This is a genomic window from Yeosuana sp. (assembly GCF_057126245.1).
In genome coordinates, this window is the sequence record NZ_DBNGMQ010000076.1 from 1 (window position 1) to 23,507 (window position 23,507).

Consider the following 23,507-nt stretch of genomic DNA (forward strand, 5'->3'; position numbering starts at 1 on the left):
AGGGTCACGATACGAAAAATAAACGTACCAACGTTTTTTCAAATCACCATTGGCTGTGTAGATTTTTGGGTTCGAAAAAGTTCGTTTTTGAGTCAAATCGTATGCACTTTCGTATTCATTATCGTATGCAAATGTAAGAAATCGTTTAATTGTAAGCATAAAAAAAGCAGTTTAGGAAAACTAAACTGCTTTTTTTCAATACGTTGTACTTTGTAGCGGGAACTGGACTCGAACCAGTGACCTTCGGGTTATGAGCCCGACGAGCTACCTACTGCTCTATCCCGCGATATCAAATAAAATAATTTACTTAGCTTTTAACTCTCGGTTCATAATGCCGACCAAATCATTTCGGATTGCAAATATACAATCCTTTTTAATTTACACAAGAATAAAATAGAAAATATTATTGTTCTATGCTATCAGCCTGAAAATCTTTTAATTCAGAATCAAAAAAATTAATGTTAACCTGAATCGGATTGCAACAAACTTCACAATCCTCAATATAATTCTGATTACGGATAGAATTATCTAGTAACATAGAAATGGTTTCCCAACAATACGGACATGTAAAATAATGCTCTATCACACCGTTTATTTTAAATAAAAAAATAGGTAACAAATTAGTGTTACCTATTCAAATGTAATTATAAACTCTAACTTTATAAATAATTATTCTTTTTCAATGTCCATTGTAGCCGTTGCACTTTGTACTTGTAATTGCATCAAGCTTGGTGGATTATTACCTGAAATACTCACATAATCTTGATTTAACTTATTATCACTAACCATTATGGTATTTAATTTAGTTAAATTCATAAAGGCTAATGGTAAATCTCCTGTTAACTGATTACTTGATAATATTAACTCTTCTAAATCTTTTAATTGGGCAATGGCAACAGGAATTTCTCCTTCTAATTTATTATCCATTAAACTTAACTTTTGTAATTGAGATAATGCATAAATTTCTGACGGGATGGTACCTGTTAAATAGTTGCTTCCTAATAAAAGTTCTTTTAAATTGGTTAAACCCATTAAAGCCGCAGGAATTTCACCTTCAAATTTATTACTATAAAGCACTAAGTGTTCTAATTTTTTTAATTTACCTAATTCAGAAGGGATTTCTCCTTCAAATCTATTCATAAATAATTCTAAAGATCTAAGCTCTTGTAGATTACTTAAAGACGCCGGTATTTTTCCTATTAGCTGATTAAAGCCAAAATTTATTTTTCTTAACCCTGTTAAATTTCCAATCTCTACTGGAAGTGTACCTTGAAGATTATTAAACTGAAGATTTAATTCTACAATTTGATTATCTTTTATTTTTACACCATGCCAAGTTTTTTCGGATGCATTTAAATCCCACTTAGAATTCCACTCTTGTCCGTTTGTTGAATTATAAAGTGCTATTAGGGCTTCTTTTTCTTTTGGAGAAATGTTAGCAAATGAAAATACTGATACAAAAAATAGAATGATTAGGTAGTTTATAGTTTTCATGTCGAATAAATTTGGGATTAATTCTAAAACGAAAGTAACCCAAAACAAGATTAAAAACTATTTTATTCGATAAAATACATCTTTCTTTAACATTTATGAGTCGATGAAATGCAGCACTCACGCTATTAGCATAAGTGAATTAATAAGAATAGCATTACTGATTTAAACATATGTTTAAAAATTTACATTTAAGAGTTCTCCACAAAGCTGCAGCATTTGTAATTCAGATATCTTAGCTTCATATTTAGCTTGATTTCTAGATAATTCCGAGTTGAGTAAATTTAATTGTGCCTGCCTGAATTCAATAGAGTTAACTTGGCCAATTTTAAATTTTTCTTCGGTACGGTCGAAGTTGTTTGTAGCGGTCGTAATATTATCTTCTCGTATTTTATAAATATTCAATTTGTTTTGATAGTCATCCCAAGCATTATTGAAATCGCGCTCAAGATTGACAAGCAATTGCTCCTTCTGTAATTGTTGATTTTGCAAATCAATTTTTGCATTCTTTACTCTTGTAATAGTGTTACCACCGTCAAACAAGTTCCAGGATAAATTTAAACCTCCAGAAACACCTGTATTGGTTGATACCGCCAAAAATGAAGCAGCGTTATTATTATTCTTATTCCAACCATAAGTGCCTGTTAAACCAATAGTTGGTAAATATGCTGCCTTGCCCCATTTTACACCGAAACCACTTATCTCAATATTTTTTTCAATTTGTAAAAGCGCTGTATTTCTTGTTCTTGCCTTTTCAAAAAGTTCTTGTTTATCATAAAAAACATTAAATTCAATTGAAGTAGCGACATCAAAATCATTGGTTAAAACATTTCCAAAAACAACATTTAAATCACGTTTAGAATTTTTCAACTGCTGTTTAGAATTAATTAAATTAATACTATCGTTATTAATATCTACTTCAGCATTGAGCACATCTAGTTTGGTGTTTTGTCCATAATCAAACTGATACTTTGCTCTAATTAGTCTATCATTTGAGATAGCTAACGTTTGTTTTAAAGTAGCTGTGTTTTCTGTTATTTGTGCTACATTGTAATAAATGGTGAATAATTGAAATACCGTATTTTCAATAGTTTCTCTCGCCTGAAGTTCACTTAACTGGTAACGTTCTTTTAGTTGTTTATAATTATAACTTCGTCCTAAACCATCAAATAATGTATAATTTAGATTTACTGATGCATTGTAACGAGAACTTTCAGCGGCATTTAGATTTGTTACATTTCCATTTGAAAATACTGCTTCGGTATTATCAATATTGTAAGTTGCTCCTGCATTTCCACTGACAGTAGGTAAATATCCAGAGTTTAAAATACTTGCATTATTTTTAGCTAGCTCTTTTTGATTACTCGCTAGTTTAATTCCGTAATTATTCTCTAAAGCGAGCGAAACAGCCTTGTTTGGTGTTAATAATTGTTGCTGTGCAAATACATTAGAAACTACTAGAAATACGCTTAAAAAGATTAATCTATTCTTCATTTCCTTCAATTTGTTCTTTAATAGCGCGTTCAACATCTTCTTTAGCTACTTTATTACCGGTAGTTAACCATTTAATATTCACCTTGGCACTATTGGTAGCCGATAGTAAAATTGGCAAAACTATCAAAGTTAGAATGGTTGCCATGCCAATACCATAGGCGATTGAGATAGCCATTGGCTGCAAAAACTGCGCTGCTCTACTTTTTTCTAAAAGCAAAGGTGCTATTCCCGCAATAGTTGTTAATGAGGTTAAAAAGATAGCTCTAAATCTATTTTTTCCTGCTTGATATAAGGCCTGATCAAAGGACATGCCTTCAACCAAAAATGAATTGAATTTACCAATTAAAACTAAACCATCATTCACCATAATACCAATTAAAGCTATAATTCCTAACATGGAAGATATATTTATTGGGAAATCGTGTAAAAAATGACCCCATCCAACTCCTATAAAACTAAACGGAATCATAATTATTAGCAGAAACGGTTGACTATAACTGCGAAACGTAAAAGCAATAACAACATAAATTAAAAATATCACTACCGGAACTGTTTTTTGAGCAGACTTAGAAACTTTACTCGCTTCACGATTTTGTCCTTCATAGGACACTGAAATCGAAGGATATTTAGATAGAATATCTGGTATAACATTATCTTGAATATCTGTGACAATCTCTGTAGGGCTTCCCTTGGGGTCAGCAAGATCCGCATTCACCTGAATTTCTCTCATGCCTTCTAAATGTCTAATACTCTCTTCTCCTCTTTTAATGTTATACGTTGCAATTTCACTAAAAGGAACACGTTCACCATTGGGCGTAATAATTCTCATGTCATCCAAATCATTTATGGATTCTCTGTTTGAACGATCATATCGTACCCAAACTCTAATTTCATCTTGTCCACGCTGAAAACGTTGTGCTTGTAAACCAAAAAAACCTGAACGTATTTGGAACATAACATCTCTTAGATTTAAACCTAATGCATAGGCGGACTCCTTTAATTCAATATTAATTTCTTTAATCCCTTCAGGATCTGTATCGGTTATATCTGCTAATAATGAGTTGCTTTCCAGTTTTGCTCTTAGTTCGCTAGTAGCAGCTTTTAATTCAGCAGTATTATAACCTAAAAGGGAAACCGAAACAGGTTTTCCACCAAAATTTCGACCAGAACCAAAAGTAAGAAGCTCTACTCCATACACTTCCCCAACCTCTTTACGTATCGCATTTGTTAACTCTTGGGCTGAAAAGTCACGCTCTTCACCTCGAAGTAAGTTAACAGTTAAATCTGCTTTGTTGTTACCTGGCCCAACGTTTTTAACAATATTTTGTACAACTTGTTTATTATCCGTTTGACGCTCAGTAAAACTATTATTAATTACCCATGAGGCATTTTCAACCATAGAGATAATGGAATCTGTTATCTTTGGATTTGTCCCCTCTGGCATTAATAAGTTTATGCTTACACTATCACTGTCTAAGGTTGGGAAAAAGGTACTTTTTATTATCCCACCTTGGTAGGCCCCTATTGTTAATATCATTATTCCTAGTAACATAGAAAATGTTATAAAGCGTTGCCTTAGGGCAAATTTTAAAATAGGACTATAAAGTTGATCTCTTAAATATTTCATGAAGCGATCTCCGTAGCCGTTAAACTTTCTAAGCTTCAAAAAGATTCTATCAATACCACGTTGCTTTTTTTGCTCTTTAATTGTTATTATTTTTAACGCCTTAGAATGTGCAATGTGAGCAGGTAAAATAACTAAAGCTTCAAACAAGGAAACTACAAGTGTTAAAATAACAATTAGAGATACCTCACTAAAAGTATCTCCCATTCTACCTTCTAAAAAAAGAAACGTTGAGAATGCCAAAACAGTTGTTAGAATAGCTGAGACAATAGGCGGTAATACTTCAATGGTGCCATCTATAGCAGCCTGAACTCTAGGTTTTCCTTCTTCAAAATGTTGATATATATTCTCTGATATAACAATACCATCATCTACCAAAATTCCAACTACAATAATCATCCCAAATAAGGATACTAAATTTATGGTGATACCAAAATATACCGCGAAAATAAACATCCCTAAAAATGAAACCGGCAAACCCAAGGCTACCCAAAATGCCAAACGCGTATTTAGGAATAATGATAGAAAAATTAAAACCAAAAGAATCCCCATAGCACCATTTTCTAATAGCAAACGTGTTCTATCCCGCAAATTGATTGAATTATCCCTAACCACATCAATTCTTACTCCCGTGTTTTTTTGATTAAATTCTTCTATATAATTATTGACTTTCGCAGCTGAATCAAGTAAATCTTCATTATTGGTATTCGTAATCTCAATATTTACCGAAGGATTCCCATTAAAATAAGACGCATTTGGCGTTTCCGAAAATCGATCCCTAATAGTTGCGACATCTTGTAAACGAACAATGCTGCCGTCTTGTTGAGCTCTAACGGTTAGATTATTTAATTCAACACCATAGTATGAACGATTGTTTGCCCTAATTAAATAATCCTCTGATTCGGTTTTAATATTACCTCCAGTTGATAATATATTGGCTTGCGATACAGCAGTCGCAACTTCCGAGAAGGTAAGATTGTAAGCCAAAAGGTCATTCTCTCTCACAGCAATCTCAATTTCTTCTTCAGGATAACCAGAAACGATTATCTGAGAAATACCTTCCATAGCGCGTAAATCATTCTCAACATTACGCCCTATAACCTTTAAAGATTTTAAGTCTACATGATCTCCGTTTATTGCAAAAACTATGGTTTGCCTGAAACTCTCTTGTTTTGCAACAACCAAAGGTTCCATGCCTGTGGGATAATTAGGTACTCTGTCTACAGCATTTTTAATCTCTGCCAACATCGCATCAATATCTTCTCCTGTTTCAATTTCGACAGCAATACTCCCCCCATTTTCTCTCGCGGTAGACGTCGTTCTATCAATCCCCTTTAATCCTTTTAAATTGTCTTCGATTTTTAATATGATACCTTCCTCGATTTCTTGGGGAGCCGCTCCCGGATAGGTTATATTGATACTTATGTTTTTGGCATCTTGGAGGGGTAAATAAGATGATTTTAATTGAAATATTCCAAATACACCAAACAACAAAAACCCAATAAGCACAACATTAACTGCAACACTATATTTAATAAAATATGAAATTATACGTCTCATATTAATTATTAATAGTTTCAGACTGACTTTGGACACCCTTTATATCGTCTTCATTAGCGGGTTTAACTAACATACCTGCGAATGCGCCAGCCAAAGGTTTTGAAAGTATTTTAGTTCCATCAGGAACTCCTTTAATAACCACCTCGTTTGGAGAAAAATAAACTGGATTAACTTTTAATATATCTAAAATAGTATCTTTTAGAATAAATATTTCTGAGTTATTAACTAATAATTTTCTAGAAATTTTAATAGCATTAGGCTCATCCGAGGCTTCCAATTGTGCTTCAAGGTACATGCCTTCTTTTAAATCATCTGCCTTAACTTCAACAAAAACTTTTATTGTTTGGGTAGATTGGTCTATTCGCCCATTTATCCGAGTCACTTTACCTATATAAGGTTTCTTTCCTAAGAGTGTTTTTAATTCAACAGATTCTCCAATTTTTAACAAATCGCTATAAGATTTTCCAATGGCAAGCTCCAATTCATAAATAGTAGGATCTATAAACTCTCCCAATTTCTGTCCAGATCTTATTAAAGTTCCTTTTGTAACTATGGCTTCAGTAAGAACCCCGCTAAAAGGTGCAACAAGTTTATATTTAGACAATCGTTGTTCTAAATTTTTTACATTATAAAATGACGATACGATACCACGTCCTGTTATAAAATAATTCAACTTTTCATCTTCTATTTTAGGCAGAGGTGCTATGGTTTTATTCATATCAATGCTCCTTAAATAGTTATCCCAAACTTTATAATGCGCAGGAAAATCTAATCTCAAATCTGGAATAATTGAAGCAATTAAATTGTATAGATTACTCTTAGCAACTTGGACGGATGCAAAATATTCATCAGAGTTAATTCTAATTAAAGTTTCTCCTTTATTGTAGTATTGACCCGCTTTAAAGTCATGAGCCGTATTTTCGAATATGCCCTGGACCTCTGAATATAATTCAAATCGATTTTTTGCTACCAAATTACCATTTGATGGAATTATTATAGGAACAGTAGTATTTTTTACGGTTTCTGTAAAAACAGTTTTTACAACCTTTTCAACTTTGGGCTTTACTTTATTATTGCTTTTTATAATAAGGTAGGCTCCTAGTGAAGATGCCCCTAAAATTACAATACCAATACCAACAAGTAATATTTTTCGCATTTTTATAATTTTGATGGTCGAGGACACAAAATTACCTAATAAGTAAGTTCAAATAGTTAAAAAAACTTAAAAAAATTACTCTAAAGTTTCAATCTCCATTTGAATATCTTCCCATTTTTGCATCAATTCTTGCAGTGTTGTTTTCTTTTTTTGGTATCCGTCAAAAAAATTCGGTTTAGAGGTTATTTCAGCATAGTTTACTTCAAGTGAGAAATCAATATCTTTAATCTCTTTTTCTAATTGACTGATTTTAGCCTCTACATTGCTCAATTTATTATTTAAAGACTTCAATTTCTTTTGGTCTTCATAAGATTGTTGTTTCTTTTCCTTGGGGCTTTCTTTAACTACATTTCTCTTTTCAACCTCTCTAAGATTTAGAACATTTCGCTGTTCTAAATAAAAATCGATGTCACCTAAATACTCTTTAATCTTATGATCTTTAAACTCATAAACTTTATTAGTTAAACCCTGAAGAAAATCTCTATCGTGCGATACCAAAATTAAAGTCCCTTCAAATTTTATTAAAGCTTCTTTTAAAACGTTTTTAGATTTAATATCTAAGTGATTGGTAGGCTCATCCATGATAAGCACATTTAAAGGTTGTAACAATAATTTTGCAAGCGCCAAGCGGTTACGCTCTCCACCAGACAACACACGCACATACTTGTCGACCTCATCGCCTCTAAACAAAAATGACCCTAAAATATCTCTTACTTTACTTCTATTTGTTTCATTGGCGGCGTCAATCATAGTATCTAAAACCGTTTTACTACCATCTAAATATTCCGCTTGATTTTGAGCAAAATATCCAATTTGCACATTGTGCCCCAACTTTAAATTACCATCAAACTTAATATCCCCAACAATTATTTTGGCTAGTGTAGATTTACCTTGTCCGTTCTGACCAACAAAAGCCGTTTTACTATCACGTTCAATAACGATGTCTATATCTTTTAAAACCTGATTATTTCCATAGTTTTTTGAAATATTATAAGCTTCTACAACTACTTTACCAGGTGTAACAGATATAGGGAATTTAAGAGTCATCACACTATTATCGTCTTCATCAACTTCAATTCGGTCAATTCTATCAAGTTTTTTAATAAGTGACTGTGCCATGGTAGCTTTTGAAGCTTTGGCTCGAAACTTTTCTATAAGCTTCTCTGTTTGCTCTATCTGCTTTTGTTGATTTTTTTGTGAAGCTAATTGTTGTACTTTCAACTCTTGACGAAGCACTAAATACTTTGAATACGGTTTTGGATAATCATAAATTCTACCCAATGAAATTTCTATCGTTCTATTGGTTACATTATCTAAAAACATTTTATCATGCGAAACAATAACTACAGCTCCCGAATAATTTTTTAAAAATCCTTCTAGCCAGATAATAGATTCAATATCTAAATGGTTTGTAGGCTCATCAAGCAATAAAATATCATTATTTTGCAAAAGAAGTTTTGCTAACTCAATACGCATACGCCAACCACCCGAAAATGTATCAGTCAACTTTTCAAAATCATGTCGCTCAAAACCTAATCCTTGCAGGATTTTTTCGGTTTCTCCTTGATAGTTATAACCTCCTAAAATTTCATATTGGTGATGGTATTCATTCACATCGACCATTAATTGATGATAGGCTTCACTTTCATAATCCGTTCTTTCTGCCAGTTGATGATTTATATCGTCTACTTTGGCTTCAATAAGTTTTATTTCAGAAAAAGCTTCATAAGCTTCTTCAAGAACAGTTCTACCAAAATCAAAATCAATATCTTGCTTTAAAAACCCAATTTTCAAGGTTTTATCAGTCGCAATTTGCCCCGAATCTGGTTCAATTTCCTTTGCCAAAATTTTTAGCATAGTAGATTTACCTGCGCCATTTTTACCAATTAAACCGACGCTATCTCCATTATCTAGCTTGAAAGTAATGTCTTGAAAAAGATATTCTCCTTGAAATGAAATTGATAAATTGTGAATGTTCATCATAGAAATGTAACTAAAATTACAGAACGTTATTTTTTAAAAGTTACATTTGTTCTGTAAATTGAATTTGCAAAAATACACTAAATTATATGTTTAAAAAAGGAACATCATTATATAGCATTTTAACAGGAAATTGTCCCAAGTGCCAAGAAGAATCTATGTACACATTTACAAATCCTTATAATTTAAATAGTACTTTAAAAATTAATGAACGATGTTCTAAATGTAATACCAAATACCGCTTAGAACCTTCATTTTTTTACGGAGCTATGTACGTTAGTTATGCCGTTGGTATTGCATTTGCGGTGGCTGCTTCTGTGATTACATATCTTTTGTTTGAAGCAAGTTTAGAAATTACTTTTATTGCTATTGTGGTCACTCTAATTGTATTTATGCCCATTATCATGCGTCTTTCAAGAAATATATGGATTAACCTTTTTATCAATTATGATAAATCTGCGATAAATAAATAATTATTGATATCTTATAATATCAATTTCTTTTTCTAAAGGCACTCCAAATTCAATAAAGTTAAAAAGTTGCTTTGCCACATAAGGACCAATCATAACACCTCTGGTTCCTAAACCATTAAGAACATACATGTTTTTATGAACCTTATGCTCACCTACTAAAGGACGTCTGTCTTTTACCGTAGGTCTAATTCCTGCTACTTGGTTTACTATTTTAAAAGGACAGGTAATTAAGGTATTCAACTTTGCTAATAACGCTTCTTGGGCCTCATGTGTCGCATTGTTACTCATATCGTCCCAATTATATGTAGCGCCAACTATATAATCATCAGGACCTATCGGGATTAAGAAAACGGAACTTTTTAAGACATAATTAATTTTTAAATCTGGTGCATTTATAATTAATAATTCACCTTTAGTTCCTATAATAGGTAAATCTTTAAAAAAAGGGTTTTTACAAACGCCATACCCTTCTGAAAACACAATATGTTTGGCATTAATATCTTTATACCTAAAACCATCTGTCAATATCTCTAAATCTTGATACCGAAATTCATCTTCAAAAAACATAAGTTCTTTTAATAAGAAATTTCGATATGCATCTATTAAAGTCTTAACATCAATTCTACCCGTTTTCAATACTTCTCCAAAGTCAAAAGCAGCATTAATATGTGGATTTGTGTTTTTTATTAATGTTGTTGAAAGATATTCTGCTAGTTTAGGCTTATCGGATGCTGTAAACCAATCATTTTGTTCTTCAAAAGATGAAAATTTCCTGAGTACAGAAAGTTTATAATCGATTTTAATATTAAACTCCTTCTCCAGACGGTTATACATTTGCAATGCTACTTGCAATTGTTCTTTACTTTTCCATACGGAAGTAAATCGCTTTAAAACTACTGGATTATACAACCCGCCAGCAACTGTTGAAGATTGTTGAGAACCATCGTCAAAAACTATAAATGATTTGTTATTAGCTCTAAGTTCTTCACAAAAACTAATACCGGAAAGACCGTTACCTATTACTATAAAATCAACTTTCATTATTAAAACAAAGATACAGAGATTATTAAATTGATAGTCATAAAAAAACCGCTCATTGTTTTTGAGCGGTTTAAAATTATGTTATTATATATGTGATTAATACGTCCACATATCAAGTTCAAAATCTCTAATCTTATCTTTAATTCTATCAGATTCTAATAGCTGCATTAAGGAATTTTGAGATACATATTCTGTAATAGCTCTATCTCCTTGTACATTTTCTTCTTTATATATATAGCCATTAAAACGTCTAGCATTTAAAATATGATCAAATGAAAATGGCATCGTGCTGTTCTCATTATTAAATGATTTAGCTTCATGCAAAATATTTCTCGCATCTGGGAAAAACACCCAAAATAAAGGAACTAAATCTGGTATTTCTTGATCTATCGTTTGAACATCTGGAGCTACAGGAGCAATTCCTAAAAGTCTGTACTTCATCTCAGCTTGACGCTTATCAAAATACCATAAGCCCTTTATTCTGTACTCTTTAATATCTGCAGCCGTAATTTCTCTTTTATCTATGTATTGAGCAGATAATTCTTCTCCAGCATTAATTTGCTCGATACCTAATTCTGTGGTATCAATTTTAACCAATGCAGATTGAATGTCCTTCAATGTACGTTTTCCGGTAAAATAAGAATCATCATAAATGTTTTTTATGTTACCATTTTTAATGTTCTTAATAAGAATATCATACAATGAACGTCTGTTACTTCCTATGTTATTTGTATCAATAGGATAATATAAAGGAAAGTTAGCACGCTCATCAAGAACAACTTTTTCCCATGTCATTTTAGCAAAAAGAATATCTCTATCGTCAACATAACCATATTCTAAAGGTTTATCGTTATCGATAGTCTTTTGTGCCTCGGTTCTAACACCAATTTCCTCAGGGCTTTTTGCATTAAGAATATTTGCTTGAGCAAACACGCCTGATACAGCAAAAAGGGTTGTAACGGTTAATAAAAAACTTTTCAATTTCATCTGTATGTTTTTATTGTTATTCAATTGCCATATGTTACATCCATAATTTAAATTATGGATGTTTCATATGTTATACATTTTAATTTTTAGAACCTTAAGATTACTTAAGTCCTAATTTGTAAGCTCAATAAATACTGGCGATACTTTTTTAAGTATAACGCTAACACCTTTTGCTTTTGCTTCAATATCAAATATTTGAACACCACTACCACGCTTCGCTTTGCTTAACGCTTGTTTTGCTCTTGCATCTAATTTGTTGCCATTTACATCTATTGTTGGTTGTCCAGGAACTTTAAATTTAAATCCTGTAACACTCAATGGTAATTCAAAATCGAAGTCATCGAACTTAGCTCCAATAGTTGATATTTGAAGACTGTTACGTTGCATGTTTAAAGATCCATCTTCACCCCTAACTGTACCAGTTGGTTTTGGCAAATCTTTAATTCTAAACATGGCATTGTCAGATACTTTTTGACCATCAGGCAGCGTACCAGTAACATTAATAGTTACTTCTCGTCCTTTAATGGTAGTCGCATCCATCACGTATTTACTTCCAGAAGTTCTACTTAATCCTTGTCCGCTTGCAACCACTTTATTATCTGAAACTCCTGCAAATGATATAGTCATTGGGTTTTTAACACCACGATATACTACGTTCATTTTATCCGCAGAAATAGTAGCTGCATTTGGTTTTGGCACAGTAGCAAAAGATTGTTCTACTTTCACTGGTTTTTCTTCACCATTTTCTAAGAAAATTAATTGGCCACCAATTTTATGTTCACCTGCAGATCCTGCATTGACTTTTAATTTCACTTTACCATCTTCTATAGTATATTCCTTTTCTGAAAGTTTTCTTCCATCTAAAGTCAATTCTACTCTTTCTGGTCTTGTTGAATTATCCTTTCTACCTAATACAATTTGTCCATCAAATTGCTCACCATTAAAGTAGGCAGACTTAGTAGTTTCTAACAAGGTTGTATAATTTGTCATAGAGACTTCACTCGTAAGTGTTCCTTTTAACATGGTCGACATGACTTCAGATTCTGTTGTTTTAATATCAGCTTGAAGTTGTGTCATTTTTGTTAAAGACGCAACTAATGGAAATCCTTTAAAGTTATGGTCTAACCAATTAACTTGTCCAGCTCCACGTTTTACAGCATCTGTAGCAAATTTTGCCTGAACATCTTTAATAACGGCATCCATACCATCTTGACCTTTTAATACATCGGTAACTCCGTCTCTAAAGGTTGCTATTTGGCTTAAAAATTCTTTACCATCTGGCTTGATAATATCTCCTTTGAAAAAATGTTCATCAAGGTAATCACCTTTGTCCATAATTTCATAATCTGTAGGATCATCAATTTTAGCCGTCATTTTGCTCTTTAAGTCCTCTAAATAGGTGTTAAAGTTTGAAGCCAATTGACTTATTTGACCAGCTTGAGCCTTTAAAGGTTCATATTTAGCTGGTTGATCACTAGCTTTTTGTTCTAATCCGGCCATAAAAGCGGCATTACGATCTGTAGCTGCTTCATTAGACTCGGTTAGTTTTTCGTTCATTAATCCAAATGCTGAAAGCACTTCTTTTGACATATTTAATGCTAGCATCGCTATAAATATCAAATACATCAAGTTAATCATTTTCTGTCGTGGTGATAAATTTCCTCCTGCCATTTCTAATTAGGTTTTTGGTTAATTGTTAAAATTTGGGTTAAAACCATAATTAGTTTTTGTTCATTGCAGAAAGCATTCCACCGTACACACCATTAAGTGATGATAAGTTTGATGCTAACGATTGCATTTGTTCTTTCACTTTAGATGCATTTTCAACAGATTCTTCATTAATAACAGCTTGACGGTTAATACTTTCTAACTGTACTTTATATAAACTGTTTAAAGATTCCATTTGTGCAGCAGCTAATGACAACTCCTCACCATATTTTTTAGTAGCTTGTATTGAATCTACTGTTGGTGACATGTTTTTAGCAGCACCCTCAAAGTTTTTAATGCTGTCGCCTAAACTTGCCATTAACTCGCCATCAATTTTAGCGTCTTTCAATAATTCGTCTAATTTTTTTGATAGCAGACCTTGGGCTTCTTTTGCCTCCTTTTTGCTATTGGTAGATTCTCCTCCAGCTAATTCTGGATATACGCGTGACCAATCTAATTCGTTATCAACTGGTTCAAATGCAGATAATGCAAAAATAATTGCTTCCGTTACTAGACCAATAGTTAACATAACGTTTCCTGTTAAAGGTCCTATTTCAAAATGGATAATTTTAAATAGTGCTCCAACAATTACAATTGATGCGCCTAATCCATAAGCTAAATTCATAAACTTTTTACTTGCTCTTGACTGTGCCATAATTTTCGGTTTTTAATTTAAGTAAAATACTTAAGTAGGTTAATTTAATAGTTATTATTTGTTGATTACTTGTTCTTTGCGTTTTTTGTTACTTGTGTCCCCATGTAATCTTGTACTGTTCTAAATCCTATGTAGCATCTTGCTGAATCTGCATATTCATAATCTCTTGAACTAACTTGCAAAAAGTATGCAACGTCTTTCCATGACCCTCCGCGAACCACTTTACGTTGATTATCTGTATCATTTAGATTTGGGTTTACAGTTGATATGTATTCGTAAGATGATGGATCATATGAAGCATTTACCCATTCTGACACATTTCCTGCCATATTATATAGGTTATAATCATTCGGCTCATATGATTTTGCTTCAACAGTATACAATGCTTGATCTGCTGCATAATCACCTCGTACCGGCTTAAAGTTTGCCATAAAGCAACCTCTATCACTTTTAGTGTAATAATTTCCCCAAGGATATGTAGCAGCTTGCAGGCCACCTCTTGCAGCATATTCCCATTCTGCTTCAGATGGTAATCTGAAAGAATTTACAAAAGCCGCTCCTTTTCTGGATTTTTGATATGAATTTTTATACAAGGTTCTCCATTGACAAAAGGCCTTAGCTTGTTGCCATGTTACTCCAACCACTGGATAATCACTGTAGGCATCATGCCAAAAATAATCATTATGCATTGGTTCATTATAAGAATAAGCAAAATCTCTTATCCACGTTGTTGTATCTGGATAAATTTCAATTTCTTCCTTAATAATAACGTCTTTACGCTTTAAATTTCTGTTTTTGGCTGCTTTTTGAACGTCCATATAGGTATATTGGAATTGAAATTTCTTAACATCCCATGTACGTTGCCCATTATAGGACTCTTCTATAGGTAGATACATAGTATCCATAACTTCTGCATACCACTCATCTGGGTAATCATCAGTATCAAAAATTAAATCAACATCTTTATTTAATTTTCTTCCTTCGTATCCTGTTGGTCCTAAACCCGTATAGTTTTCAAACATATACTTTTCGTAAACAGACATATTTGCAGTATCTGCATCTTTAAATGCAAATTCGCCAATACCTCCATCATCAGGAATTTTACCAATTTCATCTGCTAAAATAGCTAGCTTAGTTCTAACAATTGAATCTCGAACCCAATTTACAAATTGGCGATACTCACTGTTAGTGATTTCGGTTTCATCCATATAAAAGGCTCTCACAGTAACTGTTTTGGCTGGTGCATCATGTACACCTGCTAAATCATCATCTGCTTTACCCATTATAAAAGCTCCACCAGGAACAAGTTCCATTCCATATGGCTTTTCTGGATGCCATTTTTTTCCTTTAACACCTACTAGTTCACCTCTATCGCTAGAGCTACAACTTACAAGTAGTGTTAATAATACGGTTAATAAAAAAAACTTCTTCATATCCATAGAAAACTCGAGGTTAATTATTATTGCTTCTTAATTGAGAGCGTAAACATATTTATATATTTTTAAAAAAACAACTATTTATCAAAAAAAATTACATTTCATCGTAAAAAAAATACATTTTACCGATGAAATCCATCTTTTAGTCAGTATTTACATCTATATACAGTTTTTTTGAAATGCCTTATACCAACGGTCTGGGACCTTATTGTTACAAGCATCTAAATAATCTGCATGCATGCAAGGTAATAACGTATGTCTCTTTAATTTAGTATTGACTTCAGTCAAAAAAGGTATTTCAATCCACCATCGTCCTGTTCTATTACTCTTATAAAAGATTAACTCCTGATCCTCGACCAAGGTAATATATTTCTGATAATTATTTTCATCTGTAAAACTATCATCTTTAACCCTGTAATTAACACCTTCAATAAAATACCAAATAATTTGTGACATCAACATACTGGTGATCTCATCATCCTTTGATGGTTTGTATTCATAAACGCCAAACGAAGACACCTTATTACTTATTCCTGCATAACGTGCAATGGCACAAATCTCTTTTCCATCAAATCCGTTAGGGGAATATTTTTGATTCAGACTTACCTCTGCACTTTTTACAGAATTCAAATCGATACTTACAATATTAGCATCTCTAAAAACAGGTTCTACAAGGGTAATATCTTTTGAAACCTGACCCAAACGATAGGATTCAAAATAAAGTTTATCCATTAAATCTATTTCCTCTTGCGAATTAAAATAGGTTTGATACCCTATAGTCGCGTAATTAAATAAGTTATAAGGTTTATCTAATATAATTTTTCCAACAAAGCTATTATTTTTAATGGGTCTCGTTGAGTCACCTAAATCAAACTTACTATCTATATTAACAATATTAACCATTGGAATTAACGCATCATAAGCCCTATAATTGGCATAAGTTAAATCTTGTGTTCCACCTATAATGATGGGTATAATTTGTTTTTGAATTAAAATAGAAATCGTGGTTTTTATTGCAAAATAAGTATCTTCAACCGTTTCACCTTTATTAATATCACCTAAATCAGCAATAACGGTATTCCAACTTCCTGGAAAAAGTGAATAAAATGCTTTTCTAACTTCGTTTAATTGAAACTCTTCTCCTATAAAATTGTAATCATTTCTGTTTTCTAAAACACCTATTAGTGCGACATTAACGCCTTCTAAATCTGGAACACCATTATGTTTTGAATGAACACGTAATTTTCTGCCCAATGCTTGCTGTGAAAGCAGCTCATTATGAGCTAATACCAAATCTGATACGGGAGTCAGAAAATTAAAATTCATACGGTAATCCTTGTTATTTTTTTGTTTTTCAAATGCTATTCGTTTACATTATCTATATACTTAAACTCCCGAATAACCTATTTCAAAACCTATTTCTTTTTTACAGGTGCTTTTTGCTTTGCTGACTTTTTCTTGGGTGACTTTTTCTTGGGTGACTTTTGTTCGATAAGCGCTAATGCTTTTTCTAATGTTATTTTAGAAACATCAACAGTTTTATCTAATTCAATCTTTATTTTTCCTTTAATGATATTATGTCTTCCCCAACGCGCTTTTTCTACGCGAACGCCTTCTTCTTCCCAATTATGTACAACCTTATCAATATCTTTTTGAATTTTTGTTTCAATAAGTTCAATAATATTATTCTCTGACAAATTATCCCAATCATATTTATTATTTACATTAATAAACATGTTGTTCCATTTAATGAAAGGCCCAAATCTACCTTTCCCTTTTTGAACAGGTAATTCTTTATAAGTATATATTGGTGCATCGGCTGCTTCCTTTTCTTTTATTAAAGCTATTGCGTCTTCAAGCTCTACACTTAATGCGTCAACACCTTTTGGAAGTGATACAAACTTTTTACCAAATTTCACATAAGGACCAAAACGCCCGTTATTTACTTCAATTTCTTCTCCTTTATATTCACCTAAACTTTTTGGAAGCTGAAATAAATCCATAGCCTCTTCATATGTTATGGTGTTTAATTGCTGATCTGGAGACAAACTAGCAAATTGGGGTTTCTCTTCATCATCAACAGTTCCTATTTGAACCATAGGGCCAAATTTACCTAAGCGAACACTTACTTGTTTTCCTGTTTTAGGATCTTTACCAAGAATACGTTCTCCAGATTCCCTTTCGGCATTTTCCTGAACATCTTCTACTTGTGGATGAAAATCTTTGTAGAAGTTCTTCATCATTTTTGTCCAGTCTTCCTTTCCTTCGGCTATATTGTCAAAATCTTCCTCAACTTTAGCTGTAAAATTATAATCTAGAATATGTTCAAAATGATTCACTAAAAAATCGGTAACAATCATACCTATGTCTGTTGGTACTAGTTTTCCTTTATCTGAACCCACTTTTTCAGTTAATTCCTTATCTTTTATAAACCCTTTTTTAAGCGTTAGTTGCGTATAATCACGTTCTGCGCCTTCTACACTTCCCTTTTCAACATAATTTCTGTTTTGGATAGTTGAAATGGTTGGCGCATAGGTTGAGGGACGACCAATACCTAATTCTTCCAATTGCTTCACCAAAGATGCTTCTGTATATCTATATGGAGGCCGCGTATAACGCTCTGTTGCTGTAATATAATTGTTATGAAGTGTTTCATTCGTTTTCATAGCTGGCAACATACCCTCTTGCTCTGTGTCTTCATCATCACTACCTTCTAAATACACTTTTAAGAAGCCATCAAACGTAATAACTTCGCCATTTGCAACAAATAAATCTTTATGTGTTGAAGCGCTGATTTTAACAACAGTACGTTCTAATTCTGCCTCGCTCATTTGAGAAGCAATGGTGCGTTTCCAGATTAAATCATATAAACGGGCTTGATCTCGATCTATTTCTACAGAATGTAACGAAAAATCTGTAGGTCTTATAGCCTCATGGGCCTCTTGTGCTCCTTTTGATTTCCCTGTATAGTTTCGTGGCTTGCTATATTTTGATCCAAATGAATTTTCTATCTCTTTTTTAGCTCCTTTTCTAGCTTCATCCGACAAGTTTACACTATCCGTTCTCATATAGGTGATTAAACCTGACTCATAGAGACGTTGTGCCATTGTCATGGTTTTACTTACTGAAAAATATAGTTTTCGTGAGGCTTCCTGTTGTAATGTAGATGTTGTAAATGGTGCTGCCGGTGATTTTTTAGCTGGTTTTTTTTCTAAATCGGATACTTTAAACCCTGCTTTTGCATTTAATTCTAAAAATTTATACGCTTCCTGTTTTGATGAAAATGTTTTTGGCAATTTAGCTTTAAACGACTGGCCAGATTCATTAGAAAATTCAGCATCAATTCTATAAGACGCCACAGGTTTAAATTCCTGAATTTCACGTTCCCTTTCAACAATTAAACGAACAGAAACAGATTGCACCCGTCCCGCTGATAAACCTCCTTTTACTTTTCGCCATAATACTGGGGACAGCTCATAACCAACAATTCTATCCAAAACTCTACGAGCTTGTTGCGCATCAACTAAATGATAATCTATATCTCGTGGATTTTCAATAGCCTTTTGAATAGCAGACTTCGTAATTTCATGAAAAACAATACGCTTTATTTTAGTTTTATCCAACTTTAAAGCTTCCGCCAAATGCCACGCAATAGCTTCTCCCTCCCGATCCTCATCACTTGCCAACCAAACCATATCTGAATTTTTAGCTAAATCTTTAAGTTTTTTTACTACTGCTTTCTTATCTCTTGAAACTTCATACTTTGGTGTAAAATCTCCATCAACATCAACCCCTAACTCCTTTGAAGGCAAGTCTGAGATATGACCAAAACTTGATTCTACTTTAAAATCTTTACCTAAAAACTTTTCTATTGTTTTTGCCTTAGCTGGTGACTCTACAATTACTAAATTCTTCGCCATACGTCTTTTTTTGAAGCTACAAATGTATAGGAAAAAAAGTTTATCTGCCTAATTTTAGGGATTATCTGTTATCTCGTTATAAAAAAAAGTTTAGTTTTTAATGGTTAAAAGTAGACTTTACTTTATCCGATATAAAAAATTACTCCAATGAATTTTCAACGCTCTTAATAGCTTCTTGGTCTTTAAAACCAATAACATTCTTATATATCAAATATAAAGGATGATACACAAAGGCTGCTGTAAATAAAATACCTACACCACACATTAACAGACCAATAATCTCCGCTAGCAAACCCGATATAATCATTAAGCCAAAAGATAGAAGCCATTTTTTATGGCCTAGTTTAAAACTAGCATTTACTAAGTCACTAGTACTTAAATCTGGATTAAACGCAAACATAAAATTCAAGAAAGATAATGGAATCATTACATAAAAAATGGGTAAGTAGCATAACAAAATTGCAAGAATTATAATGCCAAGAGTTGCCAGCACAAGCATAAACGTTTTATTGAAATATTGAGTCTTAAAAAAATAAAAAAAATCTGAAGTCGTTACCTGTTCATTAAAATCAAGTTTCTTCATAATCCTGAAAAACCCCGCATTCAGTGCGAACGATATAGCACTAAGGGCAAAAATTGCCACGATTATAAAAAGAATATAAACCACCGACAAACCAGCTAAAAAATCGGAAAAAATATCTGGATTATTAAAACCATTTTCAGATTGCGCAATCATGATTCCTATTAATGGCATATAAATAACAATGATTAATGGCAACATAATAATGAACGTAAACAATTGAAGTAAAAAGCCATGAATCCACGTTTTTTTAAATAACTCAATTGAGTCATTAAAAATAGTACCAAAATCTAGTGGTTTTGCATTACTTATTTTTTCTAAAACATGTTCAATTGTATTCATTTTCAAGGTTTGATTATTCGTTAAAATATAAAGGTAACCATTTTATGCAAAAAAAATTCCTGCAAGTTGCAGGATTTGATATTTTGTGTTTCACTACTAATTAAACAAGAAGCTGCAAATAAGTTTAAAATAAAAATAAAATACAATCTGCCACTTTGTCATAAAATATAAATTTATTGTACCTTTGCACACTTATTGACTACAGTTGCATCAATACTTTTTATGGAAAAGATAATCGACGAAAATAAACAAGGAGAATCCCTTGTTTTAGAACAAAAAAAAGAAAACACGAAAAAGCTTTTTATTGAAAGTTATGGCTGCGCCATGAACTTTAGTGATAGTGAAATAGTTGCTTCTATTTTAACCAATGAAGGCTATAATACTACTCAACATTTAGAAGATGCCGATTTAGTTTTAGTTAATACCTGTTCTATTAGAGATAAAGCAGAGCAAACCGTAAGAAAGCGATTGGAAAAATACAATGCTGTAAAAAAGATTAATCCAGGAATGAAAGTGGGCGTTTTAGGTTGTATGGCCGAACGTTTAAAAAGCAAATTTTTAGAAGAAGAAAAAATTGTTGATTTAGTAGTTGGACCCGATGCTTATAAAGATTTACCTAATCTTTTAAAGGATGTTGATGAAGGCAGAGATGCTATTAATGTCATCCTTTCAAAAGAAGAAACATATGGTGATATTTCACCAGTAAGGCTTAATACTAATGGTGTAACAGCTTTTGTGTCTATCACTAGAGGTTGTGATAATATGTGTACCTTCTGTGTTGTTCCTTTTACCAGAGGGCGCGAGCGCAGTAGAGACCCTCAAAGTATTTTAGAAGAAGTAAATGATTTATGGAAAAAAGGATTTAAAGAAATTACACTTCTTGGTCAAAATGTAGACAGTTACCTTTGGTATGGAGGCGGCTTAAAAAAAGATTTTGAAAAAGCTACCGATCTTGAAAAAGCAACAGCAGTTAGCTTTTCAAACTTACTAGAATTATGTGCTAAAGCACAACCCAAAATGCGCATTCGATTTTCAACATCCAATCCTCAAGATATGACGATTGATGTAGTTGAAACTATGGCTAAATATGAAAATATCTGTAATTACATTCATTTACCTGTTCAAAGTGGAAGCAACCGTATTTTAAAAGAAATGAACAGGCAACATACTATTGAGGAGTATTTTACATTGATAGATAATATCAAAAAAATAATTCCAGATTGCGGGATTAGTCAAGATATGATTGTTGGATTTCCTACAGAAACAGAACAAGACCATCAAGATACGATGAGTTTAATGGAGCATGTAAAATATCACTTTGGTTATATGTTTGCTTATTCTGAACGACCAGGAACATTGGCAGAACGCAAAATGGAAGACGATGTACCGCATGAAACTAAGAAAAGAAGACTTGCCGAAATCGTGGCTTTACAGCAAAAGCATAGCCAATACAGAACCGAACAGTTTTTAGGCAAGACCGTAGAAGTTCTAATTGAAAAAACTTCTAAAAAATCTGATATGCATTGGTCTGGAAGAAATCCACAAAGTACCGTTGTGGTCTTTCCGAAAGCACATTATAAAATTGGAGATTTTGTTAATGTAAAAGTGAATGATTGTACCAGTGCAACCCTTATTGGAGAAGCTGTTGGTTACTCAAAAAACAACTAAAACAATAAAGAATCAAGATTACAAAATGGATAATTAGGTATTTTAAAATCTTGAAATAAAAAATAGTTAGTCCTAACTCTATGGTTTCGACTCTTATATCAAATAAAATAAAAAATGGAATCTGTTCAAGTTATAAAACAACGTTTTGGAATTATAGGCAATACACCTACCCTTAATCGTGCTATTGAAAAAGCGATTCAAGTAGCTCCTACAGATATTTCTGTTTTAGTAACCGGAGAAAGTGGTGTTGGAAAAGAAAGTATTCCAAAGATTATTCATCAATTATCACATCGTAAGCATAACAAATACATCGCAGTAAACTGCGGTGCCATTCCCGAAGGAACTATTGATAGTGAATTGTTCGGTCACGAAAAAGGCTCATTTACAGGTGCTACACAAACCCGGGAGGGATATTTTGAAGTAGCTGATGGTGGTACCATATTTTTGGACGAAGTTGGAGAATTACCATTAACAACTCAAGTGCGCTTGCTGCGTGTCTTAGAAAACGGAGAGTTCATAAAAGTTGGTTCCAGTAAAGTACAAAAAACAGATGTTCGTATTGTAGCGGCTACAAATGCTAATATGTTCGAGGCCATTAAAAAAGAACGATTTAGAGAAGACTTATATTACAGATTAAGTACCGTTGATATCCATTTGCCACCATTAAGAGAACGACAAGAAGATATCCATTTATTATTTAGAAAATTTGCGAGCGATTTTGCTTTAAAATATAAAATGCCAACCATTAAATTAACCGACGATGCCATTCAAGTCCTTTTAAAACACCGATGGAGTGGAAACATTCGTCAGTTACGAAATGTAGCCGAACAAACATCTGTATTGGAACAAAACAGAACGATTTCAGCAGATACCTTAAGAGGGTATTTACCAACTTCGGGAAGTAATTTACCTGCGGTTGTAAAACACACAAAATCTGACACTGATTTTAGTAGTGAACGAGAAATACTTTACAAAGTTTTGTTCGATATGAAAAGTGATTTAAACGATTTGAAAAAACTCACTATGGAACTCATGAAAAAGGGAGACACTAAAGATGTTGAAAAAGAACATTCTGGTTTAATTCAAAAAATTTATGGCTCTGATGATGAAGAAACTGATTATGAAGAATCTATAGATGAACCAGAAGTTTTATCTATTCCAGAACATAGCGACACCACTCAAGAAGTAAAAAGTAGTCAAGACAAATATCATTTTGCTGAAGAGATTGAAGAAGAAGAAACACTCTCATTGCATGACAAAGAATTAGAATTAATTAAAAAATCACTTGAGCGTCACAGTGGAAAGCGTAAATTAGCTGCCGAAGAACTTGGCATAAGTGAACGCACCTTATACAGAAAGATTAAACAATATGATTTGTAAATTGTAGTTTTAT

At 32.6% G+C, this 23,507-nt stretch carries 17 protein-coding genes and 1 tRNA gene; 3 read left to right on the forward strand and 15 right to left on the reverse strand.

The annotated features are described in order from the left end of the window. Positions 1 to 213 precede the first annotated feature (213 nt). The 7 genes from AC15TD_RS09490 to AC15TD_RS09520 all read right to left on the reverse strand — a co-directional run bounded on the left by AC15TD_RS09490 (position 214) and on the right by AC15TD_RS09520 (position 9,308). Positions 214 to 286, reverse strand: a tRNA-Met gene (locus tag AC15TD_RS09490). 117 nt (positions 287 to 403) lie between these two features. Then, positions 404 to 586, reverse strand: a complete 183-nt coding sequence (locus AC15TD_RS09495; RefSeq protein WP_484451907.1) for a CPXCG motif-containing cysteine-rich protein — start codon at positions 584 to 586, stop codon at positions 404 to 406. An 83-nt stretch (positions 587 to 669) separates the two neighbouring features. Further along, entirely contained in the window at positions 670 to 1,494 is an 825-nt protein-coding gene (locus AC15TD_RS09500) for a Two component regulator three Y domain protein (protein ID WP_484451908.1), read from the reverse strand. 174 nt (positions 1,495 to 1,668) lie between these two features. Further along, complete coding sequence (locus AC15TD_RS09505; RefSeq protein WP_484451909.1) at positions 1,669 to 2,985, reverse strand: TolC family protein; 1,317 nt, start codon at positions 2,983 to 2,985, stop codon at positions 1,669 to 1,671. Then, positions 2,975 to 6,169 carry an efflux RND transporter permease subunit gene (locus tag AC15TD_RS09510; RefSeq protein ID WP_484451910.1) on the reverse strand — a complete coding sequence of 1,065 codons (3,195 nt, stop codon included), beginning with the start codon at positions 6,167 to 6,169 and terminating at the stop codon, positions 2,975 to 2,977. Before AC15TD_RS09510 ends, AC15TD_RS09505 begins: the two co-directional genes overlap by 11 nt. A 1-nt stretch (position 6,170) precedes the next feature. After that, a complete protein-coding gene (locus AC15TD_RS09515; RefSeq protein ID WP_484451911.1) occupies positions 6,171 to 7,325 on the reverse strand; it encodes an efflux RND transporter periplasmic adaptor subunit in 1,155 nt (384 codons plus the stop codon). A gap of 75 nt (positions 7,326 to 7,400) precedes the next feature. Continuing rightward, complete coding sequence (locus tag AC15TD_RS09520; RefSeq protein WP_484451912.1) at positions 7,401 to 9,308, reverse strand: ABC-F family ATP-binding cassette domain-containing protein; 1,908 nt, start codon at positions 9,306 to 9,308, stop codon at positions 7,401 to 7,403. Positions 9,309 to 9,394: 86 nt separating this feature from the next. On the opposite strand from AC15TD_RS09520, the gene AC15TD_RS09525 reads away from it, so the two are divergent. Beyond that, positions 9,395 to 9,778: a DUF983 domain-containing protein gene (locus AC15TD_RS09525; protein ID WP_484451913.1), complete on the forward strand. Its 384-nt coding sequence runs from the start codon at positions 9,395 to 9,397 to the stop codon at positions 9,776 to 9,778. Here AC15TD_RS09525 and AC15TD_RS09530 read toward each other — a convergent pair whose 3' ends face one another. The 8 genes from AC15TD_RS09530 to AC15TD_RS09565 form a co-directional block, all read right to left on the reverse strand. Then, positions 9,779 to 10,819 (reverse strand): NAD(P)/FAD-dependent oxidoreductase, encoded by a 1,041-nt coding sequence (locus AC15TD_RS09530; RefSeq protein ID WP_484451914.1) that lies wholly within the window; start codon positions 10,817 to 10,819, stop codon positions 9,779 to 9,781. A 96-nt stretch (positions 10,820 to 10,915) separates the two neighbouring features. Beyond that, positions 10,916 to 11,806: a type IX secretion system ring subunit PorN/GldN gene (porN, locus tag AC15TD_RS09535; protein WP_484451915.1), complete on the reverse strand. Its 891-nt coding sequence runs from the start codon at positions 11,804 to 11,806 to the stop codon at positions 10,916 to 10,918. Between the two features lie 111 nt (positions 11,807 to 11,917). Beyond that, the gene (porM, locus tag AC15TD_RS09540) at positions 11,918 to 13,477 is read right to left on the reverse strand and encodes a type IX secretion system motor protein PorM/GldM (protein ID WP_484451916.1); all 1,560 of its coding nucleotides are present in this window, start codon (positions 13,475 to 13,477) and stop codon (positions 11,918 to 11,920) included. Positions 13,478 to 13,526: 49 nt separating this feature from the next. After that, positions 13,527 to 14,168, reverse strand: a complete 642-nt coding sequence (gene porL / locus AC15TD_RS09545) for a type IX secretion system motor protein PorL/GldL (protein ID WP_484451917.1) — start codon at positions 14,166 to 14,168, stop codon at positions 13,527 to 13,529. 65 nt (positions 14,169 to 14,233) lie between these two features. After that, positions 14,234 to 15,601, reverse strand: a complete 1,368-nt coding sequence (gene porK, locus AC15TD_RS09550; RefSeq protein WP_484451918.1) for a T9SS ring complex lipoprotein PorK/GldK — start codon at positions 15,599 to 15,601, stop codon at positions 14,234 to 14,236. 162 nt (positions 15,602 to 15,763) lie between these two features. Beyond that, complete coding sequence (locus tag AC15TD_RS09555; protein WP_484451919.1) at positions 15,764 to 16,930, reverse strand: formimidoylglutamase; 1,167 nt, start codon at positions 16,928 to 16,930, stop codon at positions 15,764 to 15,766. A gap of 89 nt (positions 16,931 to 17,019) precedes the next feature. After that, the gene (topA, locus tag AC15TD_RS09560) at positions 17,020 to 19,524 is read right to left on the reverse strand and encodes a type I DNA topoisomerase (RefSeq protein WP_484451920.1); all 2,505 of its coding nucleotides are present in this window, start codon (positions 19,522 to 19,524) and stop codon (positions 17,020 to 17,022) included. Positions 19,525 to 19,663: 139 nt separating this feature from the next. Then, positions 19,664 to 20,446 (reverse strand): hypothetical protein, encoded by a 783-nt coding sequence (locus AC15TD_RS09565; RefSeq protein ID WP_484451921.1) that lies wholly within the window; start codon positions 20,444 to 20,446, stop codon positions 19,664 to 19,666. A 222-nt stretch (positions 20,447 to 20,668) separates the two neighbouring features. Between AC15TD_RS09565 and miaB the strand changes: the two genes are divergently transcribed. Continuing rightward, positions 20,669 to 22,114 (forward strand): tRNA (N6-isopentenyl adenosine(37)-C2)-methylthiotransferase MiaB, encoded by a 1,446-nt coding sequence (gene miaB / locus AC15TD_RS09570; RefSeq protein WP_484451922.1) that lies wholly within the window; start codon positions 20,669 to 20,671, stop codon positions 22,112 to 22,114. Positions 22,115 to 22,228: 114 nt separating this feature from the next. After that, on the forward strand, positions 22,229 to 23,494 hold the full coding sequence (locus AC15TD_RS09575) for a sigma-54 interaction domain-containing protein (RefSeq protein ID WP_484451923.1): 1,266 nt from the start codon (positions 22,229 to 22,231) through the stop codon (positions 23,492 to 23,494). Positions 23,495 to 23,507: the final 13 nt, after the last annotated feature.

Excerpts from the sequence above, each read along its gene's own strand:
- AC15TD_RS09500 (WP_484451908.1), bottom strand. The coding sequence starts at position 1,494 with ATGAAAACTATAAACTACCTAATCATTCTATTTTTTGTATCAGTATTT.
- AC15TD_RS09505 (WP_484451909.1), bottom strand. The coding sequence starts at position 2,985 with ATGAAGAATAGATTAATCTTTTTAAGCGTATTTCTAGTAGTTTCTAAT.
- AC15TD_RS09510 (WP_484451910.1), bottom strand. The coding sequence starts at position 6,169 with ATGAGACGTATAATTTCATATTTTATTAAATATAGTGTTGCAGTTAAT.
- AC15TD_RS09515 (WP_484451911.1), bottom strand. The coding sequence starts at position 7,325 with ATGCGAAAAATATTACTTGTTGGTATTGGTATTGTAATTTTAGGGGCA.
- AC15TD_RS09520 (WP_484451912.1), bottom strand. The coding sequence starts at position 9,308 with ATGATGAACATTCACAATTTATCAATTTCATTTCAAGGAGAATATCTT.
- AC15TD_RS09525 (WP_484451913.1), top strand. The coding sequence starts at position 9,395 with ATGTTTAAAAAAGGAACATCATTATATAGCATTTTAACAGGAAATTGT.
- AC15TD_RS09530 (WP_484451914.1), bottom strand. The coding sequence starts at position 10,819 with ATGAAAGTTGATTTTATAGTAATAGGTAACGGTCTTTCCGGTATTAGT.
- porN (WP_484451915.1), bottom strand. The coding sequence starts at position 11,806 with ATGAAATTGAAAAGTTTTTTATTAACCGTTACAACCCTTTTTGCTGTA.
- porM (WP_484451916.1), bottom strand. The coding sequence starts at position 13,477 with ATGGCAGGAGGAAATTTATCACCACGACAGAAAATGATTAACTTGATG.
- porL (WP_484451917.1), bottom strand. The coding sequence starts at position 14,168 with ATGGCACAGTCAAGAGCAAGTAAAAAGTTTATGAATTTAGCTTATGGA.
- porK (WP_484451918.1), bottom strand. The coding sequence starts at position 15,601 with ATGAAGAAGTTTTTTTTATTAACCGTATTATTAACACTACTTGTAAGT.
- AC15TD_RS09555 (WP_484451919.1), bottom strand. The coding sequence starts at position 16,930 with ATGAATTTTAATTTTCTGACTCCCGTATCAGATTTGGTATTAGCTCAT.
- topA (WP_484451920.1), bottom strand. The coding sequence starts at position 19,524 with ATGGCGAAGAATTTAGTAATTGTAGAGTCACCAGCTAAGGCAAAAACA.
- AC15TD_RS09565 (WP_484451921.1), bottom strand. The coding sequence starts at position 20,446 with ATGAATACAATTGAACATGTTTTAGAAAAAATAAGTAATGCAAAACCA.
- miaB (WP_484451922.1), top strand. The coding sequence starts at position 20,669 with ATGGAAAAGATAATCGACGAAAATAAACAAGGAGAATCCCTTGTTTTA.
- AC15TD_RS09575 (WP_484451923.1), top strand. The coding sequence starts at position 22,229 with ATGGAATCTGTTCAAGTTATAAAACAACGTTTTGGAATTATAGGCAAT.